Below are 17955 nucleotides of genomic sequence, written 5' to 3' on the forward strand. Positions count from 1 at the left end.
AGCGGGCCACACAGCAGCAGCGGCGCATAGGCCGCATTCCCTCACACGCCCGAAGACCGATCGCACTCCATCACACGCCCGAAAACACACGCCCGAAAACTCCGTCACACGCACCGAGGACCGGTGCAACGCCTCATACGTGCACGGTCGTGATCGGCATCGACGAGTCAGCCGGAATGTCCAGCCTCGACGGGGCGACCCCCGCCGCGACCAGATCGGACCCCAGCGCCGCGACCATGGCGCCGTTGTCGGTGCACAGCCCCGGACGCGGCACCCGCAGCCGTACGCCCGCCGCGTCACACCGCTCCTGAGCCAGGGCGCGCAGCCGGGAGTTGGCCGCGACACCCCCGCCGATCAACAGGTCGCGCACCTCGTACTTCCGGCAGGCCTGGAGCGCCTTGCGGGTCAGCACGTCGACCACGGCCTCCTGGAATGAAGCCGCCACGTCGGGCACGTGGATGGACTCGCCGGCCGTCTCGCGGGCCTCCACCCAGCGCGCCACGGCGGTCTTCAGCCCGGAGAAGGAGAAGTCGAGCGTGCCGTCGTCGATCTTGCCTCGCGGGAAGGTGATGGCCGTGCCCGAGCCGGCGGTGGCCGCCTTGTCGATGTGCGGGCCGCCGGGGAACGGCAGGCCGAGCACCCGCGCCACCTTGTCGAACGCCTCCCCGGCCGCGTCGTCGACGGTGGAGCCGAGCGAGATCACGTCATCGGCGACGTCGGGCACGAGCAGCAGCGACGAGTGGCCGCCCGACACCAGCAGGGCGATGCACGGTTTGGGCAGCGGGCCGTGTTCGAGCTGGTCGACGGCGACGTGGGCGGCCAGGTGGTTGACGCCGTAGAGGGGCACGCCGAGGCCGAGTGCGTAGGACTTGGCCGCGGCGACGCCGACGAGCAGCGCCCCGGCCAGTCCCGGACCCGCGGTGACGGCTATCGCGTCGATGTCTGCGAACTTCAGCCCGGCCTGCGCCAGCGCGGCCTCCACCGTCGGCGTCATCGCCTCCAGGTGGGCACGCGAGGCGACCTCGGGCACCACGCCGCCGAACCTGGCGTGCTCTTCCATGCTGGAGGCGATCGTGTTGGCCAGCAGCGTGTGGCCTCTGACGATGCCGATGCCGGTCTCGTCGCAGGACGTCTCGATGCCCAGGACCAGGGGTGCGTCAGCCATCCAGCTTCCTTCTCATCATGATCGCGTCCATGCCGTCGTCGTAGTAGCGGCGGCGCCGGCCGATCACCTCGAACTCGAAGTGCTCGTAGACCCCCCGCGCCTGCGGGTTGTCGGCGCGTACCTCGAGGAAGATCTCCCGCGCCGCGCGCCGGGCGGCCTCGGCCAGCAGTTCCGTCAGCAGCGCGCCGCCGATGCCGGTGCCTTGATGCGGGTGATCGACCGCGATGGTCTGAACGTCGGCCTGGTCGGCCGCGGCGGCCAGGCCGGCGTAGCCGACGATCTCCTCGCCGACGACGGCCACCACGTAGTGCCTGGTCCGCGGCTGGTCGGCCAGCTCGCCGCGGAGCATGCCCTCGCTCCACGCGTCCATCGGAAACGTGTCGCGTTCGATCCCCATGACCGCCGGCAGGTCGGCCTCGGTCATCTGCCGGAGCTTCACGTCCATCTGCCGGGGCTTCATGCCGTCACCCGCTTGGGCGCGCCGGGCACCACCGCGTCGGGCCGCCGCAGGTAGATCGGGCGCGGCGGGCCGAGCGCCACCCCCGCCGCGATGCGCTCGGCCGCCAGGGCGGCCAGGAACCCGGCATAGGGGTACGGCGGCGCATCGGATCGCCCCAGGAGGTCGGGGTAGAGGCCGGCTCCGGCGCCTGCCACGGGCAGGCCGTCCACCGGCACGTCGGCGGGCCGGTCGACGAACGGCCCGTCGAGTCTGGTGCGCGCGTCGGAATAGCGGGCCCAGAACACCTCCTTGCGCCGCGCGTCGGTGGCGACCAGGAACGGTTCGGTGAACCCGCTGCCGTAGGCGACGGCGTCGAGGGTGCAGATGCCGTACGCGGGGATGCCCAGCGTGGTGGCGAGCCCCTGCGCGGTCATCAGCCCGACGCGCAGCCCCGTGTAGGGGCCGGGGCCGCTGCCCGCGACGACGGCGGTGACCTCGGACAGGGCGGTGCCCGCCTCGCGCAGCACGGTTTCGATGGTGGGGACGAGCAGCTCTCCGTGTCGCCGGGCGTCGATCGTCGTCGACTCGGCGAGCACTCGCTGCCCGTCATGGAGGGCGGCCGTGACGGCGGGCGTCGCGGTATCAAAGGCCAGGACCAGCACGACTGTTTAGCCTACCTGCCTGTCGGGTCACACCCAGCCGGTGCGCTGTTTCAGCCAGTCGAGCGCCACGACGCCCTGCGCCCGCTGGAACGCCCTGACCGTGGGCAGACCGGGTGGCGGCGGCCGGCGGCCCTGCCGTACCAGGTAACCCGTGAACGCGGCGATCACCGCGGTGGCGGCGGGATCGGGGTCGGGGAACAGTTCCTGCGGCGGCGGGCCGCCCTGCATGGCGACCGAGGGCAGCATGCCCAGGAAGTCGAACCAGCTCGCACCGACGCAGGCCCACGGCCAGTCGACCACGTAGACACGGTCTTCGGTGAGCAGCAGGTTGTCGGCTCGCAGGTCGGCGTGGAGCAGCGTGTCGCCGGCGGCGGCGGCGGCCCAGCCGGACTCCAGCTCGGCCAGCGCGCCGAGGTGGCGCAGCGCCCACGGGTCGAGGCCGGTGGTGTCCTCGTCGAGCAGGTCGCGCCAGCCGCGGAAGGCCTGCCCGAACAGCTCCGCGATCGGCGGCGCCTCGATCGGCGAGGGCGTGAGCGCGGCCGACATGCGCCGTACGGCCTCCATCACCCGGTCGAGCTCGTCGCGGCGCCAGGGCAGCTCGGGGTGGCGGCCCTCGACGTCCTCGAAGACCAGCACCACCCAGCCCTCGATCTCGAAGTCGGTCAGCAGCCGCGGCGCGGGCACGGACTCGGGCAGGGCGGCGGCGATCTTGGCCTCGGCCTGGTAGAGGCGGACGCTGTCGGGGTTCGGCTCGGGGCCGACAGCCTTGACGAAGGCGCGCCGGCCGTTCGCGGCGCGGAGCCGGGCCGCCGCCGCGGGCGAGAACCCGCCCTGCTGCGTCACGGCCTCGATCACGGGAGCGCCGATGAACTCCTCGACGGCCGCGCGGGCGGCCGGGTGCACTTCCTGCCAGGGCACCCGCGCCCCTGAGGCGGGCGGGTTGGTCTCTTCGCTCACGCTCGGGAAGCGTAGACGATGATGTTGTCGAGGTATTCGCCCTTGGCGTAGTCGAACTTGCCGCCACAGGTCACCAGCTTGAGGCCTTCTCCGCCGTAGACGCGATCGGCCGGGAAGTGGTCCTTCGACACCTGCTCGATCGAGTCGACCTTGTACTTGACGACTTTGCCGTCACTCCGCTCGACCTTGACGATCTCGCCCTTGCGTACCTGCTTGAGCTTGTAGAACACCGCCGGGGCCGTCTTGGTGTCGACGTGGCCGATGATGACCGAGGCGCCCTTGTCGCCGGGCACCGCGCTGCCGGTGTACCAGCCGGCCATCTTGGGCTTCTCGTACGGCGGCAGCTCGACCTCGCCGTCCTTGCTCAGGCCGAGCTTCATCAGCGGCGCCTCGACCTCGATCGACGGGATGTCGATGCTCTGGGGCACGACGGAGCCGGTGGTCTTGGTGGAGGTCTGGTACGACTTGCCGAACGCGACCAGCAACAGACCGGTGACGGCTCCCGCGAGGACCACGCGTCCAGGGCGGGCCACCGGCTAACCCCGGATGCGGCGCTTGATCAGCAGCCCGGCAGCCGCCAGCACGGCCACGCCGGCCAGCACGCCGCCGACCGGCATCCCCGAGCCCTCGTCGAGGTCCTTGCCGAAGGTGCCGCCACCGCCCGCTCGGGGTGCCTTGGTGGGCTTGGTGTCGTCGTCCGCGGCGTCCGCGGTCGCTCTGACGACCTGCAGGGTGGCCTTGCCGGTGTCGTTGGTGCCGTCGCACTTGACGTCGACCACGTAGGAGCCGCGCTTGACGGTGCTCGACACCTGGGCCTCGCCGCGTACCCACGGGTTGGCGGCCGTGACGCGGCCGGTCGGGGTGGGCGTGGCCGTGGCGCCGGTCGGCGCGGTGGTCAGCGGCACGCCGCTGAGGAACGCCTTGGACGTGGCGGTGCCCGTGTGCGCGGGGCCGCCGCTGGGGACCGGGCAGTTGGCTAAAATCCACACCTTGGAGTTCTCACCCGCGGTGACCTTCGTTGGGCTCAGCCGGACGAGGATGGGCTTCCTGCTGGCGGTCGGGGTGGCGACCGCCGGGCTGGTGCTGACCGAGGCTGATGGTGTGGTGGTCGGTGTGGTTTGGGCGGAGGCTGAGCAGCCGACCGCGCCGATCATGACGATGGCTCCCGCATACGCGACTCGCCTGACCCTGAGCACCGCCGCACCCCACTCCGCGCCGTCCTGCACCAAGCATCCACCAAAAAAGTAGACGCCGCCCCTCCTGATACCCAGATTTTCTGGGCGAACCCCTTACCAATGATCATGATTTCTGTCGATGGTGAGGTAGGTCAAGGGTGACAGCTTTGCCGGAAGTCAGGGCGGATTTTACTTTTCCGCAGGTTCGGACGGCGTGTCGGCCCACCGGGCGCCGACACCGCGCAGCGTCACGACGCGGATGTCGTCGCCGCCCTCGCGGTCGATGTGGATTTCCAGCCGGTCGTCGGACAGCCCTTCGACCAGTCCCTCGCCCCACTCCACGACCGTCACCGACTCCTCGAGCGAGGCGTCGAGGTCGAGGTCGTCGACCTCCAGGTCACCGCCCAGCCGGTAGGCGTCGGCGTGGACGAGCGGCGGGCCCTGCCGGAGCGACGGATGCACCCTGGCGATCACGAACGTGGGCGAGGTGATCGGGCCGCGTACCTTGAGCCCTTCGGCGATGCCCTGCACGAGCGTGGTCTTGCCCGCGCCGAGCGGGCCGGACAGGATGAGCAGGTCGCCGGGGCGCAGCGTGCCGGCCAGGCGGGCGCCGTAGGCGCGCATGTCCTCGGCCGTCGGGAGCCTTTCCGCCACTACAGCTCCACCCTCTTGATCAGGTCGCGCAGCGCGTCGTTGACCACGCCCGGGCGCTCCAACTGGATCAGGTGCGACGTGTCCGGCACCTCGGTGAGCTGGGCCTTGGGCAGCGCGGCGGCGATCGCCTTGCTGTGCTCCGGCGGCGTCAGCCAGTCCTTGTCGCCGACCAGGATCGCGGTCGGCACCGGGTCGAGGACGTGCAGGGCGGCCAGCTTGTCGTGGTTCATCAGTGCCGGGTAGAAGTCGGCGAACACCTCGGTCGGCGTCGCCCTGATCATCGTCTCGGCGAAGTCGACCAGGGTCGGGCTGACGTTCTTGGAGTCGCCGAAGCCCATGAGACGGGTCATCAGGAACGCGATGTCGCTGCCCGCGTGACGGGTCTTGTCGACGAACGAACCCCGCTTGCCCAGCATCGAGATCGTCGGTGGGGCGATCTTGTGCACGACCTTGGACAGCAGCGCGGGCAGGCCCAGCGTGAGCTCGGCCAGCTTGCCCGCCGAGGTGGCGATGAGCGACACCGCGCGGATCTTGTCACCGAACAGCTCGGGGTGGCGGTCGGCGAGCGCCATGATCGTCATGCCGCCCATGGAGTGGCCGACCAGCACGCACGGGCCGGGTACGAAACGGTCGATCACCTCGGCCAGATCGTCGCCCAGCCGGTCGATCGTGCTGTCCTCGGCGGTCGCGCGCTGGGAGCGGCCGTGGGAGCGCTGGTCCCACAGCACCATGCGGTAGCTGTCACGCAGGTCGCGGCGCTGGTAGTGCCACGACTCCAGGCTGAGGCAGTAGCCGTGGCAGAACACGATGGTCAGCGGCGCGTCCTCGGGCCCGTCGACCTCGATGTGCAGGGCCGTGCTGTCAGAGGTGATGAGCGTGCGGTCCCGGCCGCGCAGCTCGCCGAACGGCTCGCTCGCCTCGGCGTCGGGGCGCAGCCTCATGCGGCCCACCGCGTAGCGTTTGGCCAGCGCCGCGGCGGCCACACCGGCCGAAGCGGCACCGACGATCGCGCCGGCGATCCCGACCTTCCGCCGTGTTGTCGTCGTCATGTCCCTGATCCCCTATACACCCGCGGCACCCGCGAACCGATCCTGGTCACGATCTCATGCGTAATCGTGCCGAGGTTATCCGCCCACTCCTGAGCGGTCGGCTCACCTCTCCCACCTGGCCCGAACAGGATGACCTCGTCCCCCGCGGCCAGCGGGTCGTCGCCCATGTCGATCATGAACTGGTCCATGCACACCCGGCCGGCTATCGCCCTGCGGCGACCCCCTGCCAGGACCTCCGCCTGCCCCGTCGCGTGCCTGAGGATCCCGTCGGCGTACCCGAGCGGTACCAGCCCAAGCGTGGTCTCAGAACTCGTGACATAAAGGTGTCCGTAGGACACTCCTGAGCTCTCCGGCACCCGCTTGGCCAGCGCGATCCGCGCCACCAGCGTCATCGCCGGCCGCAGCCCGAAGTCGCCCAGCTCGGGGACCGGGCTGAGCCCGTACATCGCGATGCCGGGCCGGACCATGTCGTAGTGGGTGCGCGGCAGCGTCAGGATCGCGGCGGAGTTGGCCAGGTGCCGGATGACGTGGGACCCGGCGGCGCCGGCCTGCTCGGCCTGCTTGAGCGCCGCCTCGAACGCCTCGATCTGCCGGTCGATCGAGCCATGCCCCGGCACGTCGGCGCAGGCGAAGTGCGACCACAGGCCGACGATCTCGATGACGCCCTCGGCCTGGAGCGCGAGCGCCCTGGCCAGCAGCCCCGGCCAGGCGGCGAGCGGTGCGCCGCCCCTGCTCATGCCGGTGTCGGCCTCAAGGTGCGTACGGGCGGTCCGTCCGGTGCGCCGCGCAGCGGCGGCGATCTCGTCGAGCAGCCCCTCGTCGGCCGCCGACAGCTCGATCTCGGCTTCGAGCGCCTCGTCGAGCGGTTCCCCCGGTGTGATGATCCAGGCCAGCAGCGGCGCGGTGATGCCACCGGCCCGCAGCGCGAGCGCCTCACGGATGTAGGCGGTGCCGAGCCTGCTGGCGCCGCCCTGCAGCACGGCCTCGGACGTCGGGACGAGCCCGTGCCCGTAGGCGTCGGCCTTGACGGCCCCCAGCACTTCGGCGCCGCCCGCGCGCTCCTTGATCAGCGACACGTTGTGCCTGATCGCGGCCAGATCGACCTGCGCCTCGGCGGGCGTCGCCATCGGGGATGTCATCCCTCCAGTCTGGCAGCTCACTCGCGTGGTCGAGCGCGATTCGCCCTCTTGAGGCCAGCCGACCGAACGGGATTCGCCTTCCGGCTCACCTGGGAGAACGAGCCGCGCCCCGCAGCGTACGGATCGCCGCCGGAACCGCCTCGGCCACGTCGGCGGCGGTCAGCGGGGCGTCGTCGGCCGCGATCCGCCCCGCCAGCCCGTGCAGGTAGGCACCGCACGAGCCCGCGTCGTAACAGTCGAGCCCCTGCGCCAGCAGCGCGCCGGCCACGCCGGAGAGCACGTCGCCGGTGCCGCCGGTGGCCAGCCACGCGGTGCCGGTCCCGTTGACCCGTACCGGCAGGTCCCGCGCGGCCACGACCGTGGTCGAGCCCTTGAGCAACACGGTCACGCCCAGCTCCGCGGCCGCCCGGCGGGCGTGTTCGAGCCGCCCCGCCTCGATCGCCGCGCGGTCGGCCCCCAGCAGCCGTGACAGCTCCCCCGCGTGCGGCGTGATCAGCACCGGCGCGGTACGGCGGAGCAGCGCCCTGTCCTCGGCGACCAGGGTCAGGGCGTCGGCGTCGATCAGGACGGGCACGTCACTGGCCAGCACCCTGGCGGCCAGCTCGTGCGCCCAGTCGCCGGTGCCCAGACCCGGCCCCAGCACCCATGCCTGCACGCGGCCGACCTCGTCGATCGACGGCTCGCTCAGCTCGGCGACGACCGCCTCGGGCCAGCGGGCGCGTACCTGGGCCACCGGCTCTTCCGGCCCCACGTAACGCACCATCCCCGCGCCCGCGCGCAGCGCCCCGCCCACGGCGAGCACGGCGGCGCCCGTGTAGCGGTCACTGCCCGCCGCCACGCCCAGGACGCCCCTGCGGTATTTGTCGGACTCGCCCATCGGGTGCTTCAGCAGGCCGTCGACGTCACGATAGGAGAGCGCCACCACGTCGGGGTCGGGCAGGTAGGGGTCGAGCCCGATGTCGACCAGCTCGAGCTCGCCCACGTAGCTCGCGCCCGGATCGACGAGCAGCCCGGTCTTGCGAGCCCCCATGGTCACCGTCACCTGAGCCGCGACGGCCGACCCGGCCACCTGCCCGGTGCTCGCGTCGACGCCGCTGGGCAGGTCCACCGCGACGACCAGGCCGGGCGCGGCGTTGGCCGCCTCGGCCAGCCGTGCGTACGGCTCCCGCAACGCGCCGGTCGCCCCGATGCCCACCAGCCCGTCGACGATCAGCTCGGCCCGGTCGAGGGCGTCCGGCCCGGCTATCGTGCCGCCCGCCCGGCGGAACGCCTCCAGACCGGCCTCGTGGGTCTTGGCACCCGCCAGGACGGCCTCGACCCGGGCGCCGCGTCCGGCCAGCCGGGCCCCGGCGTAGAGGGCGTCGCCGCCGTTGTCGCCGCTGCCGACGAGCAGCAGGACGCGTGTGCCGTACACCTTGCCGAGCAGGCCGGCGCAGACGGCGGCGAGCCCGGCGGCGGCGCGGTCCATGAGCGTGCCGTCGGGCAGCCGCGCCATCAGCGCGCGCTCGGCGGTCCTGATCTGGTCGGCGGTGTAGGCGGTAGGCATGATCCGAAGCTATCCTTCCGCGATCACGTAGGCCATCGCCACACCCGCGTCATGGCTGAGGGAGACGTGCCAGCGCTTGACGCCCAGGCCGTAGGCGACTTCGGCGGCCTTGCCGGTGACGTGGAGCTCGGGCTTGCCGGTCTCGTCGCAGCGCACCTCGGCCTCCAGGTGCCCGAGCCCTTTCGGCGCGCCCAGCGCCTTGGCGACGGCCTCTTTGGCGGCGAACCTGGCCGCCAGCGAGTGCACCGCGAGCGGCCGTTCGACCTCGGTGAACAGCCGCTCACGCAGCCCCGGCGTGCGCTCCAGCGCCGACTCGAACCGCGCGATGTCGACGACGTCCACGCCGATGCCCAGGATCATCCCCCCAGGTTAACGGCCGCGCCTACAACCAACTGGCCCGGACGCTGTCGGCCGGCCCGTCGTCGGGCAGCGTGCCGAGCTCGCCCTTGGCCACTCTGGCGAGCAGGCGGCTGACGCTGTCGATGATCTCGGGAACGCACGCGCGCAGCTCGGTCACGTCCGCCGCGATCGACTCGTCGCGCTCCACCGCCGCCTTCTCCAGCACGGCGTCCAGATCCGCCAGCTTGCCCGCCAGCCACGTCAGGGGATCACTCGACAGTTCCTTGTCGAACACGCGGGGGCCCGGGTTCCATTCGGTGAAGACCGGATGGTGATGGGTCCGGTCGAAGCTGCCGGGGCGGCCGTCGACCGATTCCAGCAGATCGACGCGCCAGATGGGCCGGTCGAGGTTGATGGGCCGCGCCGAATAGATGGAGCCTTTCAGCCGCCCTTGTTCGAGCATCCGTACTTCGAGACGTACGCCGTGCTCGGCTCCCTCCTGACCCTTGCCCGGGTTCGGGTCGACGAAGTACAGATCGCTCACTGCCACGCCGATCCGCTCGAAGCCGAAGATGTACAGCACGAGGCGCCCTCCTATCGCGGGTGTCCCTCGGAGTATGAACAACCCCTTGGTCGCCTTCAACAGACGTGCGCCAGCCTCCGTACGCCCTCGACCAGCTCGGCGGCGTCGGCCGTGGCGGCGAACCCGAGGCGCAGCCACGCGGCGGGCACCTCGGTGGCGAAGTAGCGGCTGCCCGCGCTGACCGCGACCCCGAGCTGCCGGGCGGCGCCGGCGACCGCCGTGTCATCCAGCCCCTCGGGCAGGCGGACCCACAGGTGCAGCCCACCGGCGGGCACCCGCGTGATGGTCCAGCCGGGCAGTTCGCGCGAGACGGCGGCGGCCAGCTCCCCGCGCCGGTCCCGCAGGGCCGTGGCCAGCGTGCGGAGGTGCCGTTCCCAGGCCGGCGAGCTGACCAGCTCCAGCGCGGCCTCCTGGAGCGGCCGGGTGACGAAGAAGTCGTCGACCAGGCGGACCGCCCGCAGCCGTGCCATCACGGGCCCGCGCGCGATCAGCGCTCCGATGCGCAGGCTCGGCGCGGCCGGTTTGGTGAGCGAGGTCAGATAGACGACGGTGCCGTCACGGTCGCCGGCCACCAGCGGAGGCGGCACGGGCCCGCCGTGGCCGAGGTGCCTGGCGAAGTCGTCCTCGATCACGAACGCGCCCGCCGCCCTGGCCACCTCGACCACCTGGCGGCGCCGCTCGGGCGCCAGCACCGCGCCGGTCGGGTTGTGGTGGACCGGCTGGCAGTACAGCGCCCGCGCGCGGGTCAGCTCGAACGCCTCGGCCAGCAGGTCGGGCCGCAGGCCGTCGGCGTCCATGGGCACCGGCACCGGGCTGAGCCCGGCCGCGCGGGCGGCGGCCATGGCTCCGGGGTAGGTGGGCGATTCCACCAGCACCGGGTTGCCGGGGCCGGCGATGGCGCGGAACGCCATCGACAGCGCGCTCTGCCCGCCCGCCGTGATCAGCACATCGTCCGGGGTGATACCGCCACCCGCCATGGTGGCGAACACGGCGCGCAACGGCGACAGGCCGCTCGCGGGCGCGCGGTCCCACGCGTCGGGGCGGCGGGCCGCGCGGCCCAGTGCCGCGGTCAGTTCGCGCGTCGGCTGCAGCGATCGATGCAGGTAGCCGCCGTCCAGCATGATCGTCCCGGCGGGCGGCGGGCCGAGCGCGTCGGTCAGCGAGCGGGTGTCCACGGCCCGGTCGGTGAGCGCGACCGTCTGCCAGGCGGTGTCGGCGACCACGGCGCCCGCCCTGGCGCGCGGCGCCACGAACGTGCCGCTGCCCGGCCGGGTGATCACCGCGCCCTCGGCGGCCAGCGCGGCGATGGCCTGCGACACGGTCACCGGGCCCACCCGGTAGCGCTGGACCAGGTCACGGCTGCTGGGAAGGCGGTCACCCGGCGCCATCCCGGACAGCAGGGCACGCAGCCGCACCGCGAGTTCCGCCGAACTGCTACTATCCGACATGAAACTTGATAATAGCGCTTTCAACACAAGCCCTGAACCGCTACTCGACGTCGAGAGCCTGCGGGCCGACACTCCAGGGTGTGCGCAGGTCGTGCACTTCAACAACGCCGGGTGCGGGCTGCTGGCCGCTCCGGTGCTGGCCACGATGCTCGATCACCTGCGGCTGGAAGCCCAGATCGGCGGCTACGAGGCGGCGGCGGCCCGCGCCGGCCAGGTCCGCGAGTTCTACGCGGAGCTCGCCGGCCTGATCAACTGCGGACCGGAGAACATCGCGTTCTCCGGTAGCGCCACCCACGCCTTCGCCACAGCCTTGTCCGCGATCCCGTTCGAGGCCGGCGACGTCATCCTGACCACGCGCAACGACTTCATCTCCAACCAGATCGCGTTCCTGTCGCTGCGCAAGCGCTTCGGCGTACGCGTCATGCACGCGCCGGACGCGCCGGAGGGCGGTGTGGACGTGGCGGCGATGGCCGCGCTCATGCGGGCGCACCGCCCCCGGCTGGTGAGCGCCACCCACATCCCCACCAACTCCGGGCTGGTCCAGCCGGTCGCCGAGATCGGCCGCCACTGCCGCGAACTGGACCTGCTGTACCTGGTCGACGCGTGCCAGTCGATCGGCCAGCGCCCCATCGACGTGGCCGAGATCGGCTGCGACCTGCTCACCGCCACCTGCCGGAAGTTCCTGCGCGGACCGCGCGGCTCCGGCTTCCTCTACGTGTCGGACCGGGTCCTGAAGGCGGGGTACGAGCCGCTGTTCATCGACATGCACGGCGCCCGCTGGACCGGACCGGACCGCTACCAGCCCGCCGAGTCCGCCTCGCGGTTCGAGGAGTGGGAGTTCCCGTACGCGACCGTGCTGGGCTGCGCGGCGGCCGCCCGCTATGCCCGCGGGGTCGGCGTCGAGGCCATCGCGCGCCGCTCACCCGCGCTCGCCGCCCGCCTGCGCGTCCTGCTCGACGCCGTTTCGGGGGTACGGGTGCTCGAACACGGCCCCGAGCTGGGCGCCATCGTCACCTTCACCATCGAGGGGTGGCGGCCGGAGCCCTTCAAGGCGGCGATGGACGCGCGGAAGATCAATTCGGCGCTCAGCTTCCGGGAGTTCGCGCAGTTCGACTTCGGCGACAAGGACGTCGACTGGTGCCTGCGCCTGTCACCGCACTACTACAACACCGACGAGGAGGTGGACCAGGTGGCCGCCGCGGTCGCGGAGCTGGCCGTCTAGAACGAGCCCTGCTGCCAGGGTCCCCAGATGGCGAAGGACATGCCCTCTTTGGACTGGATGTTGACGTACAGGGTGTGACCGCCGGGGCCGAAGGTGGAGCCCGCGAACTCCGCGCCCGGGTCTCCGTCCACCGGCTCCAGGCGGGCGAAGTCGAAGATCTCGCCCTTCTTGGTGAGGCCACGCAGGAAGTTGTCGCCGTCGCCGTCCTCGCAGAGCACCAGCGTGCCGCGGGGACTGGCCGTCACGTTGTCGGGCAGGTCCAGCACGGACGAGCGCGGCGACTCGTACACGAGCCTGAGCCGCCCGGTCCACGTCTCGTACGCCCACACCTGCCCGCGCCCCTTGCCGAACCCGGACGGCGGCGTGTCACCGTCGGCGGTGGCGCCGCCCTGGGTGGAGCAGAAGTACACGGTGCCCTGGTGGTAGATGGCCCCTTCGAGCCGGGCGAAGATCGCCGCGCCCTCGGCCCGGCCCTGCTTGCCGACAGCCTGGACGGCCTCGTCGTTCGACGGCTTGCCGGTGAAGGTGGGGTCGGGGTCGTCGATGGTCACCCATACCGTGTTGTACGTGGCGCCGGCCCGCTGCCCCTTGGACAGGTCCTTGCGCGGGGAGCCCTTGATCGCGAGCATCTGCAGCCGGCCGCCGTCGAGCAGCCGCCCGGCCTTGAGCGGGTGCTTCGGCGGCGTGTAGCGGTAGAAGCCGGAGGCGAACGCGAAGCAGTCCTCGGTCAGGTAGAGGGCCCCGGCCTGCGGGTCGAAGGCGGCCGACTCGTGCGCGAACCGGCCCGCCGCCTTGATCGGCTTGGCGTTGGAGGTGCCCGACACCGGCACCTCGAAGATGTAGCCGTGTTTGCGGGTCAGCTTGCTGTTGTCGTTGCCGGAGAAGTCGTTGGCGATGTCGGGGCCGTTGACGGTCTCCTCGCAGCTCACCCAGGCGTTCCAGGGCATCGGGCCGCCCGAGCAGTTCATCATGGTGCCGTTCAGCGACGGGGCGCTCTTGAGCACCTCGCCGTAACGGGTGACCTGGAGGGTCGAGGTGCCGCCGCCGGCCGCCGGGTCGTAGGCCTTGTCCTTGTTCCCGAACGCGCCGACCGGCCCGGCGACCTCGTGGTTGCGCACCAGGATCGCGGTGTCGCGCGGCCCGCGGAAGGCGGCCATCCCGTCGTGCTTGCCCGGCACGATGGAGCCGTCGGAGTATTTGCTGCCCGCCGGGCTGAAGGAGCGGTACTTGAACCCGTCCGGCAGGTTCAGCCTGACCTTCCCGTCACGCGCGTCGCGCACCGCTTTCAGCGGCCCGTACCCGGTCGCCCGGGCGACGCCGCCTCTGGCGCCCGCGCAGGCGACTCCGGCGAACGGCCCGGCGATGCCGGCCGCGGCGGCCAGACCTGCTCTGGTCAGAAAGCGACGACGATCCACAAGACCTCCCAGGGCTCGGTATCCGAACAGTAGCCTCTGACAAATCGCCGCATGCCCCGTTTCACCGAGATCCCAGGCGGGAGCCGCCGCTCATACCCAGAACTGCGACAAAGTAATCCCATGTCTTTATCCACAGGCTGTGGATAAAGACGGGTACCCGGTCGAGAGCGCGTTTGGACGTCGTCGCTACGCTGCCAAGGTGAACAACGGCTACGTTGAATTGAGCAGGGAGCAGTGGAGCGAACTCCGCAAGAACACGCCCTTGACTCTCACCGCGGCAGAGCTGGAAGAGCTGCGTGGCGTCGACGATCCCATCGACCTCACCGAGGTCACCGACATCTACCTCCCTTTGACCCGGCTGCTCAATCTCCACTTCACCGGGTCCAGACAACGCAGTAGCGTGCTGACCGCGTTTCTCGGGCATCCGGAGCAGCGCGTGCCGTACATCCTGGGCATCGCGGGCAGCGTCGCGGTCGGGAAGTCGACGACGGCGCGACTGCTGCACACGCTGCTGGCCCGCTGGCCCGAGCACCCGCACGTGGAGCTGCTCACCACCGACAGCTTCCTCTACCCCAACGCGGTGCTGGAGTCCAAGGGGATCATGCATCGCAAGGGGTTCCCGGAGAGCTACGACCGCAGGGCGCTGGTCAGGTTCGTGGCCGAGGTCAAGGCCGGGCAGTCCGAGGTGTACGCCCCGATCTACAGCCACCTCGAATACGACATAGTCCCCGGCGCAAAACAAGTGGTGAAAAATCCGGATATCTTGATCATCGAGGGGTTGAACGTGCTTCAGCCTGCCCCGCCCACGTCCCTCGCGGTCAACGACTACTTCGACTTCTCGATCTACGTCGACGCCAAGGTGGAGGACATCCGGGCCTGGTACGTCGACCGCTTCCACAAGCTCCGCCGCACCGCCTTCGAAGACCCGCAGTCGTACTTCAAGTACATCGCCGACCTGTCCGACGAGGAGGCGACCGAGTTCGCGGTCAACGTCTGGCGCGACATCAACGAGCGCAACCTGGTCGAGAACATCGCCCCCACGCGCGGCCGCGCCAGCCTGGTCATGCAGAAAGGCGCCGACCACTCCGTCAGGCGGGTACGGCTTCGCCGTACCTGAACATCTCCTCGAACAGGTAGGCAGCGAACCTGCCCGCGCACCCCTGATCGTCGATGTCGGCGAACCAGCAGTCCTCGCCGTCGTCGTGACACCTGAACGTCTGCCTCATGCGAGAAACCCTCGCGTACCACTGTCAACACATCATCAACATCCGATCGACAAAAACGACCTAGTGCTACATCTGTGATTGATCCGCCCATACCGGCGAGGTGACGACCGTGCTCGACGAGTGCACGGGCGTCACCGACGTCGCCGTGCCGCCCGGCGCGATCACGGCCATCTGCTGCGGAAATTCCGGCCTCAAGTAGGACATCGTTCATCCGTGTGAACGAGGCCACGCCCCATCCCCGGCCGGTAGGGTCCGGACCATGCACATCCTCGCTACCGAGGGGCTGACCAAACGCTTCCCGACCGTCACGGCAATCGACCAGCTGACGGTCACCGTCGGGTCCGGCGTCACCGGCCTGGTCGGGGCGAACGGCGCGGGCAAGTCGACGCTGATCAAGATCCTGCTGGGCTTACTGCCACCGACCGGGGGCGGCGCGCGCGTGCTCGATCTCGACGTGACCACGCAGGGCGCCGAGATCCGCAGGTTCGTGGGCTACATGCCCGAGCACGACTGCCTCCCCCCTGACGTGTCCGCCACCGAGCTGGTCGTCCACCTCGCCCAGATGTCCGGGCTGCCGCGCACGGCCGCCCGAGAGCGCGCCGCCGACGTGCTGCGCCACGTGGGGCTGGCCGAGGAGCGCTACCGCGCCATCGGCGGCTACTCCACCGGCATGAAGCAGCGCGTCAAGCTGGCGCAGGCGCTCGTGCACGACCCCAAACTGATCTTCCTCGACGAGCCGACCAACGGGCTCGATCCGCGTGGCCGCGACGAGATGCTGGCGCTGATCCGGCGCATCGGCACCGACTTCGGCATCAGCGTGCTCGTCACCTCGCACCTGCTCGGCGAGCTGGAGCGGATCTGCGACCACGTGATCGTCATCGACGCGGGCCGGCTGCTGCGCTCGTCCGCGATCGCCGAGTTCACCCAGGCCACGCAGACCGTCACGGTCGAGGTCGAGGAGGGCACGCAGCCGCTCGTCGAGCGGCTGTCCGAGCTCGGCCACACCGCCACCCAGCACGGCCGCCTGCTGGTGGTCAAGGTGACGGGTCCGGAGACGTTCGACGCGATCCGCGACGCGGCCGTCGATCTCGACCTCTGCCTGATCCGGCTGGAACAGGGCCGCCACCGCATCGAGGACGTCTTCAGGGAGGAGGCGGCGAATGTCTGAGATCTATGACATCGGTTACCGCCACTACGACGGTCCGCGACTCGGCCGCGGCTATTCGACGCGCGCCCTCACCGTCCACAGCCTGCGCGGCGTCTTCGGCCTCGGCCGTACGGCACGCAGCAAGATCATGCCGTTCGCCCTGGGCTTCATCATGCTGCTGCCGGCGATCGTGTCGATCGCGATGATGGCCCTGATGAAGCAGCGCGGCATGGCCTACAGCGGCCTGGCGGTCTACATGCAGACGGTCGTGGCCATCTTCCTGGCCGCGCAGGCGCCGACGGTCGTCGCGCCCGACCTGCGCTTCCGGGTGTTGCCGCTGTATCTGTCACGTCCGGTCGCGATCGCCGAGTACGTGACCGCCAAGGTCATCGCCATGACCGTGGCGCTGTTCCTGCTGGTCGCCGTACCGCTGACACTGATCTACGTGGGCGAGCTGCTCATCGACCTCGACGGGCCGCCGCAGACCAAGGAATACCTCGGGGCCATGGCCATGGCGCTGCTGGTCTCGCTCCTGCTGTCGTCGTTCGGCCTGGCCATCGCCGCGCTGACGCCCAGGCGCGGCCTCGGCGTCGCCTCCATCATCGCGGTCTACCTGCTGACCTCGGCCTCAGCTCCGGTCATGTACGCCACGCTGGAGTCGACGAACAACTCGTCGGGTGCCGCCTGGGCCTGGCTGATCAACCCGTTCTGGCTGGTCGACGCCGTGCAGGTGTGGCTGTTCAGCACCACGCCCAACATTCCCGACGGCAGCTACCCGCCGGGCCCCCTCCCGGCGATCATCGTGATCGTGCTCATCGCGATCGGACTGGCGGCGCTCGCGGCGCGCTACCGGAAGGCGGCCGCCCGATGAACATCGAGCTCGCACAGGTCTCGCGCTGGTACGGCAACGTGGTGGCGGTCAACGACGTCACGATGACGATCGGCCCCGGCGTCACCGGCCTGCTCGGCCCCAACGGCGCGGGCAAGTCGACACTGCTGCACATGATGGCCGGGTTCCTGGCCCCCTCGGGTGGCACGGTGACGATGGACGGCACGCGGATCTGGAAAAATCATCACATCTACCGGAACATCGGTCTGGTTCCTGAACGGGAGGGTGTCTACGGGTTCCTCACCGGCTGGCAGTTCGTTCTGTCCGCCGCCAGGCTGCACGGCCTGCCCGATCCGGTCGAGGCCGCGCGCAAGGCGCTGGCCACGGTCGAGATGGAGGAGCCCAAGGACCGTCGCGTCGAGACCTACTCCAAGGGCATGCGCCAGCGGGTGAAGGTCGCCGCCGCGCTCGTCCACGACCCGCCGGTGCTGCTGCTCGACGAGCCGTTCAACGGCATGGACCCGCGCCAGCGGATGCACCTGATGGACCTGATCCGCTCGATGGGCACGGCGGGCAAGACGATCCTGTTCAGCTCGCACATCCTGGAGGAGGTCGAGCGGGTCGCCCAGCAGATCGAGGTACTGGTCGCGGGCAGGCACGCCGCCTCGGGCAACTTCCGCGAGATCCGCCGGCTGATGACCGACCGGCCGCACCTGTTCAGGATCCGGTCGAGCGACGACAGGAAACTCGCCGCCGCCCTGATGCTCGACAGCTCGGCGGGCGGCGTCGCGCTCGGCCCCGACGGGCTGGAGGTCCAGGCGGCCGAGTTCCGGCGCTTCGCGCGACTGCTGCCACGCGTCGCCCGCACCGAGGGCATCCGCCTGCACCAGGTCTCCCCCGCCGACGAGGACCTGGAGAGCGTGTTCGCCTACCTGATCAACCGGAGTACCTGATGAACCC

General features: G+C 70.8%; 20 protein-coding genes. 5 read left to right on the top strand and 15 right to left on the bottom strand.

Features of this window, described 5'->3' with window-relative positions; translation table 11 throughout:
- Positions 1-133: 133 nt before the first annotated feature.
- From tsaD to AB0F17_RS23665, 13 genes are all read right to left on the bottom strand, one after another.
- On the bottom strand, positions 134-1165 hold the full coding sequence (gene tsaD, locus AB0F17_RS23605; RefSeq protein ID WP_358026282.1) for a tRNA (adenosine(37)-N6)-threonylcarbamoyltransferase complex transferase subunit TsaD: 1032 nt from the start codon (positions 1163-1165) through the stop codon (positions 134-136).
- Positions 1158-1625: a ribosomal protein S18-alanine N-acetyltransferase gene (rimI, locus tag AB0F17_RS23610; RefSeq protein WP_358026285.1), complete on the bottom strand. Its 468-nt coding sequence runs from the start codon at positions 1623-1625 to the stop codon at positions 1158-1160. Before rimI ends, tsaD begins: the two co-directional genes overlap by 8 nt.
- On the bottom strand, positions 1622-2266 hold the full coding sequence (gene tsaB / locus AB0F17_RS23615; RefSeq protein ID WP_358026287.1) for a tRNA (adenosine(37)-N6)-threonylcarbamoyltransferase complex dimerization subunit type 1 TsaB: 645 nt from the start codon (positions 2264-2266) through the stop codon (positions 1622-1624). Before tsaB ends, rimI begins: the two co-directional genes overlap by 4 nt.
- A 27-nt stretch (positions 2267-2293) precedes the next feature.
- Positions 2294-3223 carry an aminoglycoside phosphotransferase family protein gene (locus AB0F17_RS23620; RefSeq protein WP_358026290.1) on the bottom strand — a complete coding sequence of 310 codons (930 nt, stop codon included), beginning with the start codon at positions 3221-3223 and terminating at the stop codon, positions 2294-2296.
- Positions 3220-3756 (bottom strand): class F sortase, encoded by a 537-nt coding sequence (locus AB0F17_RS23625; protein WP_358026292.1) that lies wholly within the window; start codon positions 3754-3756, stop codon positions 3220-3222. The genes AB0F17_RS23620 and AB0F17_RS23625 overlap by 4 nt, the downstream gene beginning before the upstream one ends.
- Positions 3757-3759: 3 nt before the next feature.
- Positions 3760-4449 (bottom strand): hypothetical protein, encoded by a 690-nt coding sequence (locus tag AB0F17_RS23630; RefSeq protein WP_358026295.1) that lies wholly within the window; start codon positions 4447-4449, stop codon positions 3760-3762.
- A gap of 138 nt (positions 4450-4587) precedes the next feature.
- The gene (gene tsaE, locus AB0F17_RS23635) at positions 4588-5052 is read right to left on the bottom strand and encodes a tRNA (adenosine(37)-N6)-threonylcarbamoyltransferase complex ATPase subunit type 1 TsaE (RefSeq protein WP_358026298.1); all 465 of its coding nucleotides are present in this window, start codon (positions 5050-5052) and stop codon (positions 4588-4590) included.
- On the bottom strand, positions 5052-6101 hold the full coding sequence (locus AB0F17_RS23640; protein ID WP_358026301.1) for an alpha/beta hydrolase: 1050 nt from the start codon (positions 6099-6101) through the stop codon (positions 5052-5054). The genes tsaE and AB0F17_RS23640 overlap by 1 nt, the downstream gene beginning before the upstream one ends.
- On the bottom strand, positions 6098-7228 hold the full coding sequence (alr, locus tag AB0F17_RS23645; RefSeq protein WP_358027053.1) for an alanine racemase: 1131 nt from the start codon (positions 7226-7228) through the stop codon (positions 6098-6100). Before alr ends, AB0F17_RS23640 begins: the two co-directional genes overlap by 4 nt.
- Positions 7229-7325: 97 nt before the next feature.
- Positions 7326-8786 (bottom strand): NAD(P)H-hydrate dehydratase, encoded by a 1461-nt coding sequence (locus AB0F17_RS23650; RefSeq protein WP_358026304.1) that lies wholly within the window; start codon positions 8784-8786, stop codon positions 7326-7328.
- 9 nt (positions 8787-8795) lie between these two features.
- Complete coding sequence (locus AB0F17_RS23655; RefSeq protein ID WP_358026306.1) at positions 8796-9146, bottom strand: holo-ACP synthase; 351 nt, start codon at positions 9144-9146, stop codon at positions 8796-8798.
- Positions 9147-9168: 22 nt separating this feature from the next.
- Positions 9169-9708: a hypothetical protein gene (locus AB0F17_RS23660; protein ID WP_358026309.1), complete on the bottom strand. Its 540-nt coding sequence runs from the start codon at positions 9706-9708 to the stop codon at positions 9169-9171.
- Between the two features lie 56 nt (positions 9709-9764).
- Positions 9765-11156 (bottom strand): PLP-dependent aminotransferase family protein, encoded by a 1392-nt coding sequence (locus AB0F17_RS23665; RefSeq protein WP_358026312.1) that lies wholly within the window; start codon positions 11154-11156, stop codon positions 9765-9767.
- Here AB0F17_RS23665 and AB0F17_RS23670 point away from each other — a divergent pair.
- Positions 11155-12378: an aminotransferase class V-fold PLP-dependent enzyme gene (locus AB0F17_RS23670; protein WP_358026314.1), complete on the top strand. Its 1224-nt coding sequence runs from the start codon at positions 11155-11157 to the stop codon at positions 12376-12378. The two genes, AB0F17_RS23665 and AB0F17_RS23670, sit on opposite strands and share 2 nt — an antisense overlap.
- Here AB0F17_RS23670 and AB0F17_RS23675 read toward each other — a convergent pair.
- Entirely contained in the window at positions 12375-13793 is a 1419-nt protein-coding gene (locus tag AB0F17_RS23675; RefSeq protein ID WP_358026317.1) for an alkaline phosphatase PhoX, read from the bottom strand. The genes AB0F17_RS23670 and AB0F17_RS23675 overlap by 4 nt on opposite strands.
- A 199-nt stretch (positions 13794-13992) precedes the next feature.
- Here AB0F17_RS23675 and coaA point away from each other — a divergent pair, with 199 nt between their 5' ends.
- Positions 13993-14910: a type I pantothenate kinase gene (coaA, locus tag AB0F17_RS23680; protein WP_358026320.1), complete on the top strand. Its 918-nt coding sequence runs from the start codon at positions 13993-13995 to the stop codon at positions 14908-14910.
- Here coaA and AB0F17_RS23685 read toward each other — a convergent pair.
- Complete coding sequence (locus tag AB0F17_RS23685) at positions 14882-15019, bottom strand: hypothetical protein (protein WP_358026322.1); 138 nt, start codon at positions 15017-15019, stop codon at positions 14882-14884. The two genes, coaA and AB0F17_RS23685, sit on opposite strands and share 29 nt — an antisense overlap.
- Positions 15020-15278: 259 nt before the next feature.
- On the opposite strand from AB0F17_RS23685, the gene AB0F17_RS23690 reads away from it, so the two are divergent.
- Genes AB0F17_RS23690 through AB0F17_RS23700 form a run of 3 tightly spaced genes read left to right on the top strand, consistent with a single transcriptional unit; the run spans position 15279 to position 17948 of the window.
- Positions 15279-16187: an ABC transporter ATP-binding protein gene (locus AB0F17_RS23690; protein WP_358026325.1), complete on the top strand. Its 909-nt coding sequence runs from the start codon at positions 15279-15281 to the stop codon at positions 16185-16187.
- Complete coding sequence (locus AB0F17_RS23695) at positions 16180-17037, top strand: ABC transporter permease (RefSeq protein WP_358026328.1); 858 nt, start codon at positions 16180-16182, stop codon at positions 17035-17037. The genes AB0F17_RS23690 and AB0F17_RS23695 overlap by 8 nt, the downstream gene beginning before the upstream one ends.
- Entirely contained in the window at positions 17034-17948 is a 915-nt protein-coding gene (locus AB0F17_RS23700) for an ABC transporter ATP-binding protein (protein ID WP_358026330.1), read from the top strand. The genes AB0F17_RS23695 and AB0F17_RS23700 overlap by 4 nt, the downstream gene beginning before the upstream one ends.
- The last annotated feature ends 7 nt before the right edge of the window (positions 17949-17955 follow it).

This window comes from Nonomuraea sp. NPDC026600 (genome assembly GCF_040638335.1).
Lineage (GTDB): Bacteria > Actinomycetota > Actinomycetes > Streptosporangiales > Streptosporangiaceae > Nonomuraea.